The sequence below is a fragment of the Acinetobacter portensis genome (assembly GCF_009372215.1).
Taxonomy (GTDB): Bacteria; Pseudomonadota; Gammaproteobacteria; order Pseudomonadales; family Moraxellaceae; genus Acinetobacter; species Acinetobacter portensis.
Window position 1 is genome coordinate 23,047 of sequence record NZ_LWRV01000032.1, and the last position, 17,468, is coordinate 40,514.

Sequence of the window (17,468 nt, forward strand, 5' to 3'; positions counted from 1 at the left end):
ATATGTTAATACTACGTTTATTCGACTCAATTTCGAGTAAAGTGTTATTGGGCCTCGCGATCATTTTGATCGCGGGGTTTCAGTATGCCTATTATTTCGGTGAAGGTGGGGCGTTAGACCATCAAAAACTGACTCAAAAGATACAACAACAAACAGAACTTAATGTAGATTTAAAAGAACGTAATCGCATTTTAGCGGCAGAAGTATATGATTTGAAAAATGGTGTAGAAGCCATTGAAGAACATGCTCGCTTAGATTTAGGCTTAATTAAGCCACATGAAACGTTTATTCAAATGAGTACAATTAGTACGCAATATAAACCCTTATATGTTAATCCTTATCAAAACTCAGACTTAAGAACAAATGAATCAGAAGAAGAGCTTCCTCCAAACCAATAAGCTTTGGGCTGTCATTCCTGCTGCAGGTTCGGGAAGTCGATTTTCTAAAACAGAATTGAAGCAATATCAAAGTATTTTGGATAAAACTGTTCTTGAGCATTCTGTTCAGCGTTTAAATCAATTGCCATTGTCAGGTTATGTACTTGCCATAGGTGAGCAGGATAATGTTGCCAAAACTTTAGATTTAGCAGAAAAAGATAAAGCACATTTTTGTATTGGTGGACAAGAAAGAGTTCATTCTGTATTAAATGCACTCAATTATTTAATTGAAATTGCATCGGAAGATGATTGGGTTTTTGTGCATGATGCAGCACGTCCTTGTGTAAGTGAAGCATCTTTAATTCAACTCGTAGAAACAGCTGTATCACAAAATACTTGTGCTATTTTGGCAATACCAGTTCGTGACACACTTAAGTCTGTCGCTGAACATCATCAAATTGATAAGACGGTCAGCCGTGATCATTTATGGCAAGCGCAAACGCCACAAATTGCTCGTTTAGGCGATTTAAAAAAGGCAATTGAAAAAGCTTTATTCGATAATATTGTCATTACAGATGAAGCCAGTGCATTAGAATATGCGGGTCATGCTGTTAAGGTTGTGCAAGGGCGAGCGGATAATCTCAAAATTACATATCCTGATGATTTAGTGCTTGCATCGCTGATTTTACAATCACAAAAATAAATTTTATGTTTATTAAAGCAATTATCAATCATAACGCTCATATTTCCGATTCCAACTCCTAGATATTGCTCATATAATTAGATGTATTCGGAACCTAAAATAAACTTGAAAGCTAATGATACCATCACAGCAGTATCGTTTTTTACGTCACGCACTACGTGATGGTAGAAGCATTAATGATAAATCATCAAAATGGACTAAATTACATTTAGACCCATGGTTGTTGTGCTTTTTAATTTTAAATGCAGTTCTTGGTTTAATGGTTGTGTACAGTGCAACTGCCGAAGACTCGGGTATGTTGCTAAGGCAGTCAATTAGCTTTGGTAGTGGCTTTGTCATAATGTTTTTATGCGCCCAAGTTCCACCTAAAGTTTATCAAGCAGTCAGCCCATATCTTTATATATTCGGCATATTTATGCTGCTCTTGGTTTTCGTGATTGGTGAAACAAGATTAGGTGCAAAACGTTGGATTACCTTGCCGGGCATTGGGAGTATGCAACCCAGTGAGGTCATGAAGTTTGCAATGCCACTGATGATGGCTTGGTATTTTGCAAAACGTGCTTTCCCACCGAAATTAGTACATATCATCATTGCGCTTGTTTTAATGATGATTCCGTTTATTCTGGTTCTTTTACAACCCGATTTAAATATTGGTCTGATTATTCCAGGTATTTTCGTTCTTTTTTTAAGTGGAATGTCTTGGCGTTTGATTGGTGGGGCGCTTACAGCATTTGCTATAACAATGCCTGTCATTTGGATGTTTGTTTTACAGGAATATCAAAAAAAGCGCATATTAACGCTTTTCGATCCTGAAGCAGATGCACTTGGTGCAGGTTGGAATATCATTCAGTCAAAAATTGCAATTGGCTCTGGTGGCTTAATGGGGAAAGGGTTCTTAGAGGGAACACAATCTCATTTGGGTTATTTGCCTGAACATCATACAGACTTTATTTTATCGACCTATTCAGAAGAATTTGGCTTTATTGGTGTATTTTTATTATTTAGTTTATATGCCGCAATTATTTTTCGCTGCTTATATATCAGCATGAATAGTTACGATAATTTTGGCAGATTGATGGCAGGTGCAATTGGTCTGACATTCTTTTTCTTTGTATTTTTAAATTCTGGAATGGTCAGTGGTATTTTACCTGTTACCGGTGATCCATTGCCATTGTTGAGTTATGGTGGAACGGCTGTTATTAGCTTGCTTGCAAGTATGGGTATAGTCATGTCAATTCATACTCATAAATAAAATTAATAAGATGATCAAAGCCCTGAAAAAGGGCTTTTTTTATGTCAGATGGATCGGTTAAAAGCATAAAAATATACGACTTAAGTTGTAACAATAGTTCAATGCAGCTCTATTGTATTTACATTGTTTAATCTATAAGCTTATTCCGAGCGTAAATTAGACATCTTAGAAATTAAAAGAATTTAAACTTTAAATTGGTATAAGAATTGCTCGTATTAAGACAATAGATTATTGCAGGAGAGAAGCACATAGAAGTGCTCGCCGAAGGAGCAACACCCCAGGAAACTCTCAGGCAAAAGGACTGTAATAATCAAAAAATCTGGAGAGAAGTGCATATAAAGGCACTCACCGAAGGGGATGGTTGATTCATTTTTAATGATAGATCGAAGCTCTCAGGTACAAATGACAGATGGGGCATACACAAGGAACAGAGCGTCCAAAGGAGTGCTTATGCCACATATTATTGTAATTGGTGCTGGTATTACAGGTGTTACATCTGCATATGAACTTTCATTACTTGGTTATCAAGTGACAGTTCTAGATCGACATTTATATCCCGCAATGGAAACATCTTTTGCAAATGGTGGTCAGCTATCAGCATGTAATGCTGAAGTTTGGAATCAGAAATCTACAATTCTGAAAGGGATTAAATGGATGTCGCAAAAGTCGGCACCACTTTTACTCAATCCATCTTTCAGTCTACATAAATACAGTTGGTTATTTGAGTTTATGGGGAATATTCCTCATTATGAAGCGAATACACATGAAACAGTGCGTTTGGCTTTATTGGCGCGTAAACGCTTGTTTGAAATTGCAGATGAAGAAAATATCGATTTCAATTTAGAAAAGCGTGGGATTCTGCATTTTTATCATAATAAATATGATTATGATGTTGCGATTAAAGTGAATGACATGCTGTGTAAAAGCGGTCTTGAGCGACACGGTGTAACAAATCAAGAAATTAAAGAAATTGAGCCAACATTAACAGGCGACTACTACGGTGGTTTTTATTGCCCAGGTGATGCGACAGGCGATATTCATAAATTCAGTACAGGATTGGCGAAAGTTACTGAAAATAAAGGTGTTAAATACTTATTCGGCACCAATGTGACAGATGTAAAACATCATTCAGATCATGTTGAAGTCATTTACAGTAAAAGTGATGAAAACATGAAAGATGAAGATCTTGAATCTACATCTTTGAAAGCAGATGCGATATTGGTTTGTGGTGGTGTTGGAAGTTACCAGCTTGCAGATATGTTGGGTGATCGTGTCAATATTTATCCAGTAAAAGGTTATTCAATTACGGTAAATTTAAACGATGCCAAAAGTGTTGAAAATGCACCTTGGGTTAGCTTACTCGATGAAAGTGCAAAAATTGTTACTTCACGTTTAGGCGAAGATCGTTTCCGTATTGCAGGAACTGCGGAATATAATGGTTATAACCGTGATATTCGCGCAGACCGAATTCAGCCTTTGGTCGATTGGGTAAATCGTAACTTTGATGTGTGCACGGAACATGCAGTTCCTTGGTCAGGTTTACGTCCAATGATGCCAAATATGATGCCTGTTGTTCGTGAAGGTAAGCGTGAGCGCGTCTTCTATAATACAGGTCATGGTCATTTAGGTTGGACTTTGTCTGCGGTAACCGCTGCAATGATTAGTCAGATTATCCACGCGAAACATCCTGTGTAAATATTAAATGCTTTATGGGTCTTTTAATACTTGTAAAGCAATATCAATAAATGCCTGTGTTGCTGGTGTAACACGGGCTTTATTTTTTACAGCAAGTCCAATCTAAAGCTTTATATTAGGTTAATCAAAGGCTAATGCTTTTTTTAATAACGAATAATTTGAATACTTCATTTATTTTCAATCAATTTTAAAATACTTAGAATTGCAGATTGAGAAACATGATTTTTTATGTACACTTCTATTTTCACTAAATAAAAAAGTATTTGTATTCATGTCTTTATTGATTTTTGTATCTTTATTTCCGCTTATTGCACTTATTGTAATGGGGTATGTACTTAAGCAAAAACTATTTGTTGATGATGTATTTTGGAAAGGTGCAGAAAAAGTAAATTATTATCTATTTTTTCCCACAATGTTATTTCTGAATTTAGCATCTGCCGATATTAATGCGAATGCAATTCATCAAATCATGTTAGTCATTGGTATTGCATTTGCAGTAGCGATGAGCGTACTTTATTTATTAAAAAGTATAAACAAAACATCATCTGGACGTTTTGGTGTTTATGTTCAAAGTATTCTTCGTTTTAATACTTATATTGGTTTAGCTGTTGTTGCATCATTATTTCAGCAAAAAGGAATGACAATTTTTGCAATTATTTTAGTATTTTGCATTCCTATCGTGAATATTTTATCTGTTTTGGCTTTTACAAGTGCAGATCAGATGAAACCCTTAAAGGTGTTTATTTCTTTATTAAAAAATCCATTAATTATGGGCTGTATAGTTGGTGGTTTATTTAATATTTCAGGATTAACACTTTGGGTAGGTTTTGAAAATTTTTTGAAGCAGTTAGCCTTATGTAGTTTGCCTTTGGGTCTAATGTGTGTTGGTGCCGCTCTACAATTTAAAGGTTTAGGGCGAGATATATTACCAATAACATCGAATACATTGGCACGTATGTTTATTATGCCAAGTTTAGCATTTGTTTTATGTTACCTATTTAATATCCCAAAATTAGAAACACAAATATTAGTATTGTTTTTTGCATTACCAACAGCATCTTCTTCTTATATTTTAACCAAGGTTTTAGGTGGTGATAGCCGTTTAATGGCAAGTATAATTAGTATTCAAACGGTATTTGCTGCGCTTAGTTTACCTATTATTTTGTATTTTCTTTTTTAATGAAGAAAGTGATTAATCTAAAAAAGCAGATTAATGAACCTGCTTTTTACTACATCAGTATTAATCATAAAGTCTATAAATTCCGACAAATCTTTCGCAATTTTTTTGCTCAGTTTTTACCAATAAATAAGCTTTACTGTAATTAAATTGATACTTACAGTCATTTTCATTGTCTGTAATATTATTTTTTTGCTCAGTTGTTGAGTAGGCTAAAAAAGGAATAATTTGCTTTTCTAACTTATTATTTGGATTACGATATGCAATGCCTTCAACTTTTATATTATTTTTAGTGAGTTGATGAATTTGAATATAAATAGGTTGAAATGCTATTTCACCATTTTCATATTTTAAATAATGCTGAGTTAAACTTTGATTCATTGATGTATAAAAATTAAGTTGCTCAAGGCGATTATCAAATTGTTGTTTATAACAATTAAAACTTTTGCACTGTTTTAAATGGTTTACCCAAAGTTTCTCTGTATCTTCAATTAAACGTAGTGGGGCATCTGTTATTAAAGTTGCTGTTAATGTCTTTTCTTCAATTGCATTACGTTCAGTTATATATTGAGCTGAACATGCTAATTTTAGAGCAGAATTATTTTGACTAGAACAATTCAGGCCTTGGGCAAATGCTGAAGGCGAAGCCATGCAACTCAAAAAGAATATTGAGCCTAAATATTTAAAAAGATTAATGTCTGTTTTCAACAGCATGATCGCTTATACTTTCACTACGTTGTTTGCTTACTATAGCGAAATAGAAAGCATGAATACAAGATTTCGATGATTTATTTATGAAGGAGCTGAATGTGATTGCACAAATTCGAATTGGACAAGGTCTTGACGTTCACGCATTTGAGGAAGGTGATTTTGTTACGCTTGCGGGCATTCAAATTCCACATACGCATGGTCTAAAAGCACACTCAGATGGTGATGTTGTGTTACATGCTTTATGCGATGCCTTATTGGGTGCATTGGCTTTAGGTGATATTGGACAGCATTTTCCAGATACAGACCCCAATTTTAAAGGTGCTGACAGTAAAGTACTTTTAAAACATGTATATCAGCTTATTCTAGATCGTGGTTATCGCTTAAACAATGCAGATATTACAGTCGCTTGTGAACGCCCAAAACTTGCAAAACATAATTTAGAAATGCGTCAAAGTATCGCTAATGTTTTAAATGTAGATGTGACTCAAATTAGTATTAAAGCCACAACCACAGAACAACTAGGTTTTACAGGTCGTCAAGAAGGGATTCTATCTACGGCAACAGTTCTTATTGCTCACGCAAAATGATCGGGGCTAATTAACGATTGTTGTAAATCTTGTGTTGCTTTACGACCTTGAAGTTGTAAGGCAACAGCATGAATTAAGCCAGTCCACGTTTCATTTGGTTCCCAAACTTGATGAAACTGTTCTTGTGCAGTTGGCATATCAATATTCATATAATATTGACGATATAAGTACATAAGGCTAGCAACGCGATGATTCTGAGCGCAGTGAATCCAAACCATTTGTTTTTGTACAAGATGATCAATCAAGTCTAGAATAAGTAAGCACTGATCATCTGAAGGTGTATCCCAAAGAATAGGCACATGAAAATAATTTAAACCTAATTCTAAACAAATACGATCTTCATTTTCTAAATGTGGATCTGCATCCACCAAAGCTAAATTAATGACTGATGTAATGCCATATTCTTTAATCGCTTTGAACTGTTCTTCTGATGGTTGCCCAGAACTAAATAAGTGTTCATGAATAAACTGAAAATTAGATATTTCAGATAATTTATTTTCAATGTCATTCATATCGTCTTTCTTTTTAAACCAATATGAACCTTACTATAAAGCAAAACGCCATCTTATCGATGGCGTTTTTGAATTTTCTTTCTATTAACGATGAGGTAATACATCTTTTAAAGCTGCATCCATTTCTAGAAGCACTTTTTCAGTTGTTTCCCAGTCGATACAGCCATCTGTTACAGACTTGCCGTATTCGAGGTCACATAGATTAGCAGGGATGTCTTGACGACCACCTTTTAAATGACTTTCAACCATAACACCAACAATAGACTTATTACCTTCTACAATCTGTTCTGTTAAGTTTCGAAGCACAAGAGATTGTAAGTACGGGTCTTTATTTGAGTTTGCATGGCTTGTATCAATCATAATTTTGCCACTTACTTTTGCTTTAGCTAAAGCTGCTTCAGTGTCTGCAACAGAGCCTGCATCGTAGTTTGGTTTACCATTACCACCACGTAATACAACGTGTGCGTAAGGATTGCCGCTTGTACGAATTACGGAAACTTGTCCATTTTCGTTCAAACCAAGGAAGCTATGACTGTGTTTAACAGATTGCATTGCGTTGGTTGCAACAGTTAAACCACCATCTGTACCATTTTTAAAGCCAACAGGAGATGATAGACCTGAAGACATTTCACGGTGAGTTTGGCTTTCTGTGGTACGTGCGCCAATTGCAGACCATGAAATTAAATCTTGGTAATATTGCGGTGAGTTCGGGTCAAGTGCTTCAGTTGCACAAGGCAGACCTTTTTCATTCAATTCAACTAAAAGTTTACGACCAATACGTAAGCCTTTTTCAATATTGAAAGAATCATTCATGTCTGGATCGTTAATTAAACCTTTCCAACCAACTGTTGTACGTGGCTTTTCAAAATAAACACGCATAACAATGTATAAAGTATCTTTAACTTTTTCACTTAAGACTTTTAAGCGATCTGCATATTCATGAGCCGCAACAGGGTCATGAATAGAACACGGGCCAATAACAACAAATAATCGTTTGTCATTACCATCTAAAATATTACGAATGATTTCACGACCATGAAGTACTGTTTGATAAGCAGTTTCAGTCAAAGGTAGTTCTGTTTTTAATTGTGCTGGAGTTACGAGTGGTTGAAAACTTTCAATATTCACGTCGTCGATATCTGGCTGTGTAATTTGATTTGACTGTAGAGTATTCATTGCCGTCACTGGTTTGATTATACAAAAGGTTGCTTAATAGCCCGAATATAACATGAATGCCATGCATCTTTGTTATAAAAAAGACGAATACTAGTTTGAAAAAAAAGTGATGAATCGGGTATTTAATTTAACCGAGCTGATTTTTTTCAATATTTAAAACCATTGCAGATGTTGGTTTTTCAACAGGTTTTGCTTTTACAGGATTCAACATGAAGTTTATACCCAGTGCAAATAATGTAATTCCTAATATTTTACGAATCAGTTTTTCAGGCATGCGTGAACTAATTAAAGTACCCACAACAATTGCTGGAATAGAACCGCAAAGCAACCATCCTAATAATGTGAAATCTACATTACCCGAGCTCATATGACCTAAACCTGCAACTAAGGTCAGTAAAACTGCATGTACAACGTCTGAGCCAATAATACGAATCATGGGTAAATTCGGGAACATTAAAATAAGTGCCATAATGCCGAAAGCACCAGCACCTACAGAAGAAAGCGTGACAAAGACACCTAAAACGATACCCATAAAAATAATATAAGGACGTTTTGATTTTGCTTGTTGTTTAATGATTTCAATATCATCGGTTAATTCTGTTTGATGTTGCTTACGCAATTTATTGAAAAATCGCTCAATATGACCACGGAATATAATTGAAATGCCTGTAAGCGTTAGCATGAAACCTAAAACAGTTGTTAAAACTGATTTATAGTTTGAAGATTGGCTTAGATAATTATCTAAGACCCAATGTGTAGCAAATGATGCAGGAATACTACCAACAGCTAACCAAATAACGATTGGCCATACGATATTCATTTTTCTAGCATGAACCAAAGAACCGCAAAATTTAGAAATTGCGGCATAAAGTAAGTCTGTACCAATAGCAATATGCGGTTCAATTTTATAAAGACTAATCAAAATTGGTGTCATTAGCGAACCACCACCAACCCCCGTTATTCCTACACAGAAACCAACTAAAACACCTGCTAAAATAAACTCGATTGGGCCAGCCATGAAAAATCGCCAATTATGAAAAAACGTGCATATCTTATGACTTTAAAAGATAAGCTGTTGTCTTGATTAACGATTTGCTTATGCAAAAAATTGCTAAAGAATCTTATTGATGATCAATATCCTAATTTTTGATTTTAGGTTTTAAATCGTTTTTAAATAAAATAAAGATGGCTAAAATAGGTGTTGTGAAAATCCAAATACTTAAAAAAGCTATTGATAAACCATATACATATGTTAAAAGTATCAATGCTAAAATAAAAAATAAGCTTGATATAATTTTAGTTCTTTTTGTATTTTTAGAGAAATATTTTAATGGGCTATTTAATATTTTTTTACACTGTTTTTCGCTTGAGTAATAAAAGCCATAAGTAGATAAAAGAATAAAAAACAAACTCATTACGAGGAGAAAAATCTTCATTTTGTATATCCATTATTCGCTTTATCTTTTGCAATTTTGGCTTTTATTTTTTCATGAGATTTGAATTTTATGGGCTCAATTCGCTTATAAAGAAAAATGGCAAAAAGGATAAACATTAAAATAGAAATATCTATTCGAACAATTTTCCAATAGCTGAAATGGGCTGTTTTTACTAAAAATTCTGATATGTATATTGCATCTACAATGATTAATGTAAAACCTAATACAATGAATATTTTTAAAAATATTTTCCATAAATACTGTTTGGCAATAAATAATGAAAGAATAAATGATACGAGCCACGCGCTAAAGAATACGAATGTTTCTGTGCATATAGGCTTAAATATTGAATTTAGTCGATATGTCAAAAGGAAACTTAATATTGAAATTCCTAAGCCAATGAGAGCTGTAATGTTTAGTCGATTAACCAAATAATGCCCAAAATGAAATGCTTGAGTGTGTTTCTGAATTTGTCTTTTTAAGCTCCATAGCAAAAGTCCTGAAGCAATCATCACACAGCCTAAAATCCCAGATATGAATAGTGCGATTCGTAAAAAGGGTTGTGCAAAGGTCATCATATGAATGCCGTAAACACCAGCACTTAGTTTAGCTACAGCGCTTTGATTTTTAATGCTTGGTCGAATTTCACCTGTGACAGCATTGAATGTAGTTTGTGCGACATTCTGCGTAATGGTGTGATCTTCTAATGCACTGAATGTTGCTATGGCTTCGGATGTATTTGGATTTTTGATAGTAATAATATTGAGAGAAACATCGCCCATATTTTTCCGTACAAGATTTTGCATTTGTATAGAACTTAACATTTTTTCTGTTTGAAAACTGGGGTTTTCAATTGTTTTTACATTACGTATTTCTTCAAAAAATTGGAAATTATTTTCTGGATAAGTCTTTTGTATTCCTAAGGGGAAATATAGGTAAAACAAGATAGCTAAGCCTGTAAATGTAATGGTCAGAAAAAAAGGTAAAGCGATTACAGAACTAACATTATGTACATCTAAATAAGAGCGTTGTCCTTTAAAAGCACGAAGGGTAAAGAAGTCTGTGAATATTTTTTTATGTGTGATAATCCCTGAAATTAAACTGATGAGCATAATAAATGCAGCAAATGATACGATTGTGCGAGCAAGTAAAATAGGCATGCCATAGAGCTGAAAGTGAAATAAATATAAAAATTCACCTGCTTGGTTGTTTGAGACTTCTAATTCTTTTGCTGTATTTGGATCTAAAACTTTGCTATTAAATTGTCCATCTTGTGTTTGCCAAAATATTTTATTTACAGGGTTATTTTCATTTGCAATTTGCAAGTACCAGCTTTTAGCATTTGATGCATTTTTTTCTAAATAATTTAATGCACTATTAACAGCTACTTCTTGCTTGACTTGCATATTGGCAAGTTGTGGCTGACTCCATAAATTAATTTCATGGCGGTAATAGGTTAAAGAACCAGTTAAAAAAATAGTAAATAAAAACCAACCCAAAAGAAGACCGATCCAAGAATGTAACCATGCCATAGATTGACGAGCAGAGCTTTTCATTATTTATCCTAAAGTTTTGCTTAAAATAAATAGCAAGCTAAATAAAATGAGACTGAAGATTGTGAGTTTCATTAGAGATTGAATAATAAAACTATAAATAACAAAAATAATAAAAAAGAAGATCGTAATAAATGCGGCAAGATAAATTGCTTCAGCATTTCCCATGATGAATTGAAATAGCAAGGTAAGATTAAAAGCAAAATAGTTAGCACATAGGCAACCAACGATAAATGCTAAGAAAAATCGATAAAAAATGGTCAAAGCGTGCCAATGCTTAGAGTCTGTACTGATCATTTTACCTTCTATAACATTTGAATAGTGATTGGTGCGAAGTATTGAAATAAAAATATACAGTCTGCAATTACAGACCGTATATTTTAGAAAGTTTAGTTACCACTTATACGTTACACGCATATCTACAGAACGAGATGTGCCATAGTAACAATAGAATGAACAAGAACTTACATATTGTTTATTGGTTAAGTTCGTTGCATTGAGTTGGATATTAAGCTGTTCATTTAAAGGATAGCTTGCCATTGCATCGACTAATGTATAGGAATCTACTTTATATCCCGCATAATATTGTTGATCATCAGTACTACCAACATAACGTACGCCTGCACCAATACGTAATCCATCAAGTGGATGATTCCCTAAGAATAAATATTGAAGTTTTGCAGAGAATTGATCATTAGGGATAGCAGGAGTGCGAATGGTACTTGTAGTTGATAAATCTTGTTTAGAGTTGTTGTGGGTATAAGCAAATTGTGTAGATAGGTTATCTGTCACATTTAAGTTAGCTTGTAACTCTACACCTTTGTTTGTACGCTTACCAACCTGAGCAGAAATGTTCGAGCTATCAGCAACAAGTGCATTTTTTTCTTTTAAATCGAAGTAAGCAAGTGTGATATCGCCATCAATCCACGTAGGTTTGTATTTTAAACCAATTTCATATTGTTCACCTTCATATGGTTTATAGCCACGACCATTAGCGTCTTGCCCAGTTAATGGTCTGAAAGATGTTGAATAGCTAATATATGGAGAAATACCATATGGCGCATGGTATATAACACCAGTGTTATAAGAAGTGTGATTTACCTTATAACTATCGTGTGTAGCACCTTGCTGTGATTCACCTTCAGCTTTATCGTGGCGTACACCGACATTGACTTCAACTAAATCATTCCAATTCATTTGGTTAGATAAATAGAAACCGAGTTGTTTTGTATCTTGGGTATAAATATCACCAGTTCTAGCAAAATTAGGTGTATGAACTGGGTTAAATAGATCAATATCGGGAGCACTCCCAAATCCATTATTTACACCATCTGTTTTATTTTTTTGGTAATCAATACCCGCCATAATTTTACTGGTAAAAATTCCTGCGTTAAATTCTTTAATGAGTCGATTATCGATACTATATGTATCAGATGTACCATCTGTAAGACTATAACCACGCTTACCGATGCGATCATTATCAGAGCCATAAACGAAAGTACTAGTTAAATAGTTATTCATATGACCAAAACGGAAATTTTGTGCAAAACTTAATCCGTTATCAAACTCATGTGAAAATTCATAACCGGCAGAAACTTGCTCTAGCTTTAAGCGATCTGTATCTGGTTCACCTAAATTGTCTTTAGGATTAATTGTACCGTGTGGCGTATTAATTAAAGTACCCCAAATAGGGAGAAAGCCTGAGGTAGGCACACCATCTTTCTTTAAATAACTGGTTAAAACAGTAAGATTAGTTTTATCTGAAATATCCCATGCAAAACTAGGTGCAAAATAATAGTGCTTCATATAAGCACCATCCATAAGGCTGTCTGCCTGACGGTATAAACCGACTACACGATAGCGTAATGAGCCATCTTCATTGAGTAAACCACTATAGTCTGCACTAGCTTCACGTTGATCTAAATTACCAGCACTTAGATTAAACTCACCTTGAGGTGTTTTCGTTGGGCGTTTTGATACAAGGTTAACATTTCCCCCTGAACCAGTAGCACCGTAGTTAAATGAATTAGAACCTTTAACAACTTCTAAGCGTTCTAAGCCATAAATTTCAGGCTCCCATAAAAAAAAGCCATTGGGCGCTAATGCTGTACCATCTAATGTTTGACTAGCATCAAAACCGCGGATTTTAAACCATTGAGATTTATTATCTAGACCATAGGGTTGCGATAAAACACCGGCCTCATAACGTAAAGCAGCATCTAGTTTTTTTGTACCATCATCTTTAATTTTTTGTTCAGTAATAATATTTGCTGATAATGGTTGATCAAGAAGACTATCACCTGTTTTTTGTGCTGCGCCAACCACAATTGTTGGGAGGGTAACAGAATCATTATCTTGTTTAGTTTTACTTGGTAATTCATCATCTGCATAGGCATTTGTGTGAGCTATGAGTGTAGTAGATGATATGCATGCCATCATCAAAATGAGAGGCTTTAATTGGGTTTTCATCGCTTATATACATGTAATGTTAAACAGCATCATCTTAAATGATAATTATTATCTTTTGAATAGAAGGTTTATTATTAACGTAAATTAAACTTACTACTTGCAATTTTATTTTCCTATATCAATGTTTTTATGTGATTCGTGTGACATACAAGAGCGTGTTTTTTATGCATAGGTTAAATCTAATATTTGTATTTCGTTTAAATTTTAAGGACTATGTTAAAATTCAATTCAATCTGCATAGATAAAATAAGGAACTGGATTTGCAAAATCGAAAGCTTAAAATTGGAATTGTGGTTGGGGAAGTCTCAGGTGATACGCTTGGGGCTAAACTAATACGTAGTTTTCGTGAGCAAGGAATAGATGCCGAATTTGAAGGTATTGGTGGTCCTCAAATGATTGCAGAAGGCTTTAAAAGCGCTTACCCAATGGATATTCTGTCTGTAATGGGGATTGTTGAAGTACTTAAAGATATTAAAAAATTATTTGCTGTGCGTGATGGTTTAGTTGAAAAATGGACTAAAAATCCTGTAGATGTATTTATTGGTATTGATGCACCAGATTTTAATTTACGTTTATCTAAAAGCCTTAAGCAAAAGAATTTACCCATTAAAACAGTGCAATATGTGAGTCCATCTGTCTGGGCGTGGCGTCAGGGGCGTGTTCATGGCATTAAAGCCAATATTGATTTAGTTTTATGTTTATTTCCTTTTGAAAAAGCCTTTTATCAAAAGTTTAAAGTACCTGCAGCGTTTGTTGGTCATCCACTTGCAAGCCAGTTACCTTTGGAAAACCCACTAAATTCTGCAAAACAAGAATTAGATTTAGATATTGCACAAAAGCATATTGCATTATTACCAGGAAGTCGTCGTGGTGAAGTTGAGCGCTTAGGACCTTTAGTTTTAGACGCAGCACAAATTATTTATAAAAAATATCCTGAATATATATTTCTTGTTCCTGCAATTAATGACGCACGTAAACAGCAAATTGAAGCATTATTAAATAAATATCCTAATGATTTTAAAGCCAATGTTAAATTGATGGAGAATACGGATACAGAATCTAAAATTGGTCGTCAGGTGATGAATGCATCTGACATCATTGCTTTAGCTTCAGGAACTGCAACGTTAGAGGCAATGTTATTACACAGACCAATGGTGACATTTTATAAGCTGAATTGGTTAAGCTATATTATTATTAAATTATTGGCAAAAATTCCTTATTATTCTTTACCTAATATTATTGCAGGGAAGAGGATTATTAAGGAATTAATTCAGCAAGATGCCACGCCTGAAAAACTGGCAATTGAAATTGAAAAATTGATGGATGTTGAAAAATCTCAAATACAAGTCATGCAAAATCTGACGATGCATAAAAAGTTATTGGCTGGAAATAGTGAAGATCCGGTGAAAGCAATTTTAAATATTCTTTGAACGTTTTAACTTTTAAATTAAAAAATCGAGTCTAAGACTCGATTTTTTTTGTGCGTATAGAAGTCGACTTAAAATAGCCTAAGCAAAAATTTGATTGATTTCCTTCCTCAAAAAAATATGCCGACTATTTTCAGTTAAATCTTTATGCCAATACATCCCAATATTCAATTCTGGCATGTCTACAGGAACATCAAAAAAGTTGAGATTTTCAGCAGCTTGTAAGTGCATCAGTACATTTTTAGGAATAGTTAAAATTGCATTTGGATATTGTTCCAAAATTTGTAAGGCAGTTGAATAATGCTGACAGCGCAAAAAAACTTGTCTTGAATGTTGCTTTTTAGACAAATAAATATCTTCAACCAACATTCCTGTGCGTCGTGAAGAAACACCAATATGAGGGGAGTTCAAATAGACATTTTGATCTATAAAACTCAATTGTGAACACGCAACAAAATGATCTGACATTAACGCTGTAAACTGAATTTTTTCATCAAAATGACGTTCTAAATCGATGACAAAATCAATTTGCTGAGAGGCAAGGTCAGCTAAAACAGTCTTTCTATCTAACTTACTACTTAAAAATTGAATGTCTAAATTATGTTGCTGAAAGTGTTGAACGAGCTTGGGAAAAATCATCGGCTCAATTTCATCATGTATCGCAATTTTTAAACTTTGAACCATATTCGGTTCAAATACTTTTTTCTGAACTGAAATATTTTGAATGGTCGAAAGCGCTTTTTTAATGGATGAATAAATTTGTTCTGCAAAAGGCGTCGGGAGCATTTGACCACTTGCACGTACAAATAAATCATCATTTAATTGTTGTCTTAATCTTTGTAGAGCATGACTCGCGGCAGATTGACTAATACACAACATTTGAGCCACTTTTGAGATGTTTTTATGTTCATAGATCGCAATAAATAAAGGATATAAATTGATATCTATTTTATGAAATAGTGATAAATCAATGACGCTTTTATTATGCAAATTATTCATAGCAATATATTTAGTTAAATCATTTTATTCATAGTAAGTTTCGAGTTAATGTGTGTAAAGGATATATATAAATATTTTTAAGGATATTGTGATGTTTGAACTTTCCGCTCGTGCACAAGATTATCTTGAAAGAACAAAAAAATTTATAAAAGATGAAATTGAACCCATTGAAAGTGACTTTTGGAAAGAGGTTCATACACTAAATGTTGGTGCCGATTGGACAAAATGGCAATGGCCACAGCAATTAGAAATACTGAAAGAAAAAGCCAAACAAGCCAATCTTTGGAATATGTTTTTACCGTGTCCTGAATTGGGTCAGGGTTTATCTGTTCAAGAATATGCACATATTGCAGAACTTTCAGGTCGAAGCTTAATTGCACCCATCGTCTTTAACTGTAATGCACCAGACAGTGGCAATATGGAAGTACTTTGGCGTTATGGCTCCGAAGCACAAAAACAACAATGGTTAATGCCTTTATTAGATGGAAAAATTCGTTCAGTTTTTTGTATGACTGAACCTGCTGTTGCTTCAAGTGATGCAACAAATATGGAAGCGACTGCCGTTATTGATGGTGATGAAATTGTACTCAATGGTCGTAAATGGTGGTCTTCAGGTTTGGGAGATCCAAATGCAAAAATCATTATTTTTATGGCACATACACCAGATGCAACAAAAGACCGTCATCATCAACATTCAATGGTTTTAGTTCCTATTGAAACTACGGGCGTAAAAATAGAGCGTATGCTGCCTGTTTTTGGTGATTATGATGCACCTCATGGACACGGCGAAGTCAGTTTTAATAATGTGCGTGTGCCTATAGAAAACTTTATTGGCGGTGCAGGACAAGGCTTTGAAATAGCACAAGGGCGTTTAGGGCCAGGGCGTATTCATCATTGTATGCGTTGTATTGGCGCTGCGGAAAAATCACTTGAATTGATGATTGATCGAGGCATGAGTCGTACCGCTTTTGGTAAAGAAATTTTAAAACTTGGTGGTAATTTAGAACGTGTTGCAGAAGCTCGAGTTGCCATAGATCAAGCGCGTCTTTTAACCCTTTATGCTGCTTATAAAATGGATACTTTGGGCAATATGGCTGCACTGACTGAGATCTCAGCCATTAAAGTTGTTGCGCCAAGTGTTTTAGAAAAAGTGGTGGATATGGCAATGCAAATTCACGGTGGCGCAGGTCTTTCACAAGATACGCCACTCACAGGTTTCTTTGCACAAGCACGTTCTTTACGTTTAGCAGATGGGCCTGATGAAGTACATAAAGGCATGATTGCAAAACTAGAGCTTGCTAAGCGTGGATACAGCACACGTTCTAAAAAATAATGCACGATGATATATAGCATGATTTTGAAAGGACTTTGCGGTAAAAAACATGCTATAACAA

At 34.4% G+C, this 17,468-nt stretch carries 15 protein-coding genes and 1 riboswitch; of the genes, 8 read left to right on the forward strand and 7 right to left on the reverse strand.

Annotated features, from left to right (window positions below):
* The first annotated feature begins 2 nt into the window (after window positions 1-2).
* The 5 genes from A6M14_RS01615 (at window position 3) to A6M14_RS01635 (ending at window position 5,207) form a co-directional block, all read left to right on the forward strand.
* Complete coding sequence (locus A6M14_RS01615) at window positions 3-398, forward strand: septum formation initiator family protein (protein WP_152873121.1); 396 nt, start codon at window positions 3-5, stop codon at window positions 396-398.
* The gene (gene ispD / locus A6M14_RS01620; protein WP_152873123.1) at window positions 364-1,080 is read left to right on the forward strand and encodes a 2-C-methyl-D-erythritol 4-phosphate cytidylyltransferase; all 717 of its coding nucleotides are present in this window, start codon (window positions 364-366) and stop codon (window positions 1,078-1,080) included. The genes A6M14_RS01615 and ispD overlap by 35 nt, the downstream gene beginning before the upstream one ends.
* 115 nt (window positions 1,081-1,195) lie before the next feature.
* Window positions 1,196-2,332, forward strand: a complete 1,137-nt coding sequence (gene rodA / locus A6M14_RS01625) for a rod shape-determining protein RodA (RefSeq protein WP_152873125.1) — start codon at window positions 1,196-1,198, stop codon at window positions 2,330-2,332.
* Window positions 2,333-2,556: 224 nt separating this feature from the next.
* Window positions 2,557-2,646: riboswitch (glycine riboswitch) on the forward strand.
* A gap of 136 nt (window positions 2,647-2,782) precedes the next feature.
* Window positions 2,783-4,027, forward strand: coding sequence for a D-amino acid dehydrogenase (locus A6M14_RS01630; protein WP_152873127.1), 1,245 nt, complete (start codon window positions 2,783-2,785; stop codon window positions 4,025-4,027).
* Window positions 4,028-4,298: 271 nt separating this feature from the next.
* Window positions 4,299-5,207, forward strand: a complete 909-nt coding sequence (locus A6M14_RS01635; protein ID WP_152873129.1) for an AEC family transporter — start codon at window positions 4,299-4,301, stop codon at window positions 5,205-5,207.
* Window positions 5,208-5,267: 60 nt separating this feature from the next.
* On the opposite strand, the gene A6M14_RS01640 is transcribed toward A6M14_RS01635, so the two are convergent.
* Window positions 5,268-5,918 (reverse strand): A1S_1983 family putative colistin resistance protein, encoded by a 651-nt coding sequence (locus A6M14_RS01640; protein ID WP_152873131.1) that lies wholly within the window; start codon window positions 5,916-5,918, stop codon window positions 5,268-5,270.
* 95 nt (window positions 5,919-6,013) lie between these two features.
* On the opposite strand from A6M14_RS01640, the gene ispF reads away from it, so the two are divergent.
* Window positions 6,014-6,502 (forward strand): 2-C-methyl-D-erythritol 2,4-cyclodiphosphate synthase, encoded by a 489-nt coding sequence (gene ispF, locus A6M14_RS01645; RefSeq protein WP_163123878.1) that lies wholly within the window; start codon window positions 6,014-6,016, stop codon window positions 6,500-6,502.
* Here the strand turns inward: ispF and A6M14_RS01650 are convergent.
* The 5 genes from A6M14_RS01650 to A6M14_RS01675 form a co-directional block, all read right to left on the reverse strand.
* Window positions 6,490-7,014, reverse strand: a complete 525-nt coding sequence (locus A6M14_RS01650; protein ID WP_152873134.1) for a protein tyrosine phosphatase family protein — start codon at window positions 7,012-7,014, stop codon at window positions 6,490-6,492. The genes ispF and A6M14_RS01650 overlap by 13 nt on opposite strands.
* Window positions 7,015-7,098: 84 nt before the next feature.
* Window positions 7,099-8,190, reverse strand: a complete 1,092-nt coding sequence (locus A6M14_RS01655) for a 3-deoxy-7-phosphoheptulonate synthase (RefSeq protein WP_152873136.1) — start codon at window positions 8,188-8,190, stop codon at window positions 7,099-7,101.
* A gap of 127 nt (window positions 8,191-8,317) precedes the next feature.
* Window positions 8,318-9,208, reverse strand: coding sequence for a sulfite exporter TauE/SafE family protein (locus A6M14_RS01660; protein ID WP_152873138.1), 891 nt, complete (start codon window positions 9,206-9,208; stop codon window positions 8,318-8,320).
* Window positions 9,209-9,622: 414 nt separating this feature from the next.
* Window positions 9,623-11,182 (reverse strand): PepSY-associated TM helix domain-containing protein, encoded by a 1,560-nt coding sequence (locus A6M14_RS01665; RefSeq protein WP_152873140.1) that lies wholly within the window; start codon window positions 11,180-11,182, stop codon window positions 9,623-9,625.
* 390 nt (window positions 11,183-11,572) lie between these two features.
* The gene (locus tag A6M14_RS01675) at window positions 11,573-13,648 is read right to left on the reverse strand and encodes a TonB-dependent siderophore receptor (RefSeq protein ID WP_152873144.1); all 2,076 of its coding nucleotides are present in this window, start codon (window positions 13,646-13,648) and stop codon (window positions 11,573-11,575) included.
* 260 nt (window positions 13,649-13,908) lie between these two features.
* Here A6M14_RS01675 and lpxB point away from each other — a divergent pair, with 260 nt between their 5' ends.
* On the forward strand, window positions 13,909-15,078 hold the full coding sequence (lpxB, locus tag A6M14_RS01680; RefSeq protein ID WP_152873145.1) for a lipid-A-disaccharide synthase: 1,170 nt from the start codon (window positions 13,909-13,911) through the stop codon (window positions 15,076-15,078).
* Window positions 15,079-15,156: 78 nt separating this feature from the next.
* Here the strand turns inward: lpxB and A6M14_RS01685 are convergent, their stop codons facing one another.
* Window positions 15,157-16,074, reverse strand: a complete 918-nt coding sequence (locus A6M14_RS01685; RefSeq protein WP_152873147.1) for a LysR family transcriptional regulator — start codon at window positions 16,072-16,074, stop codon at window positions 15,157-15,159.
* 91 nt (window positions 16,075-16,165) lie between these two features.
* Between A6M14_RS01685 and A6M14_RS01690 the strand changes: the two genes are divergently transcribed.
* Complete coding sequence (locus A6M14_RS01690; RefSeq protein WP_152873149.1) at window positions 16,166-17,407, forward strand: acyl-CoA dehydrogenase family protein; 1,242 nt, start codon at window positions 16,166-16,168, stop codon at window positions 17,405-17,407.
* Window positions 17,408-17,468: the final 61 nt, after the last annotated feature.

Bases quoted from the DNA above. Each gene is read 5' to 3' on its own strand.
- A6M14_RS01615 (WP_152873121.1), top strand. From the start codon at position 3: ATGTTAATACTACGTTTATTCGACTCAATTTCGAGTAAAGTGTTATTG.
- ispD (WP_152873123.1), top strand. From the start codon at position 364: ATGAATCAGAAGAAGAGCTTCCTCCAAACCAATAAGCTTTGGGCTGTC.
- rodA (WP_152873125.1), top strand. From the start codon at position 1,196: ATGATACCATCACAGCAGTATCGTTTTTTACGTCACGCACTACGTGAT.
- A6M14_RS01630 (WP_152873127.1), top strand. From the start codon at position 2,783: ATGCCACATATTATTGTAATTGGTGCTGGTATTACAGGTGTTACATCT.
- A6M14_RS01635 (WP_152873129.1), top strand. From the start codon at position 4,299: ATGTCTTTATTGATTTTTGTATCTTTATTTCCGCTTATTGCACTTATT.
- A6M14_RS01640 (WP_152873131.1), bottom strand. From the start codon at position 5,918: ATGCTGTTGAAAACAGACATTAATCTTTTTAAATATTTAGGCTCAATA.
- A6M14_RS01650 (WP_152873134.1), bottom strand. From the start codon at position 7,014: ATGAATGACATTGAAAATAAATTATCTGAAATATCTAATTTTCAGTTT.
- A6M14_RS01655 (WP_152873136.1), bottom strand. From the start codon at position 8,190: ATGAATACTCTACAGTCAAATCAAATTACACAGCCAGATATCGACGAC.
- A6M14_RS01660 (WP_152873138.1), bottom strand. From the start codon at position 9,208: ATGGCTGGCCCAATCGAGTTTATTTTAGCAGGTGTTTTAGTTGGTTTC.
- A6M14_RS01665 (WP_152873140.1), bottom strand. From the start codon at position 11,182: ATGAAAAGCTCTGCTCGTCAATCTATGGCATGGTTACATTCTTGGATC.
- A6M14_RS01675 (WP_152873144.1), bottom strand. From the start codon at position 13,648: ATGAAAACCCAATTAAAGCCTCTCATTTTGATGATGGCATGCATATCA.
- A6M14_RS01685 (WP_152873147.1), bottom strand. From the start codon at position 16,074: ATGAATAATTTGCATAATAAAAGCGTCATTGATTTATCACTATTTCAT.
- A6M14_RS01690 (WP_152873149.1), top strand. From the start codon at position 16,166: ATGTTTGAACTTTCCGCTCGTGCACAAGATTATCTTGAAAGAACAAAA.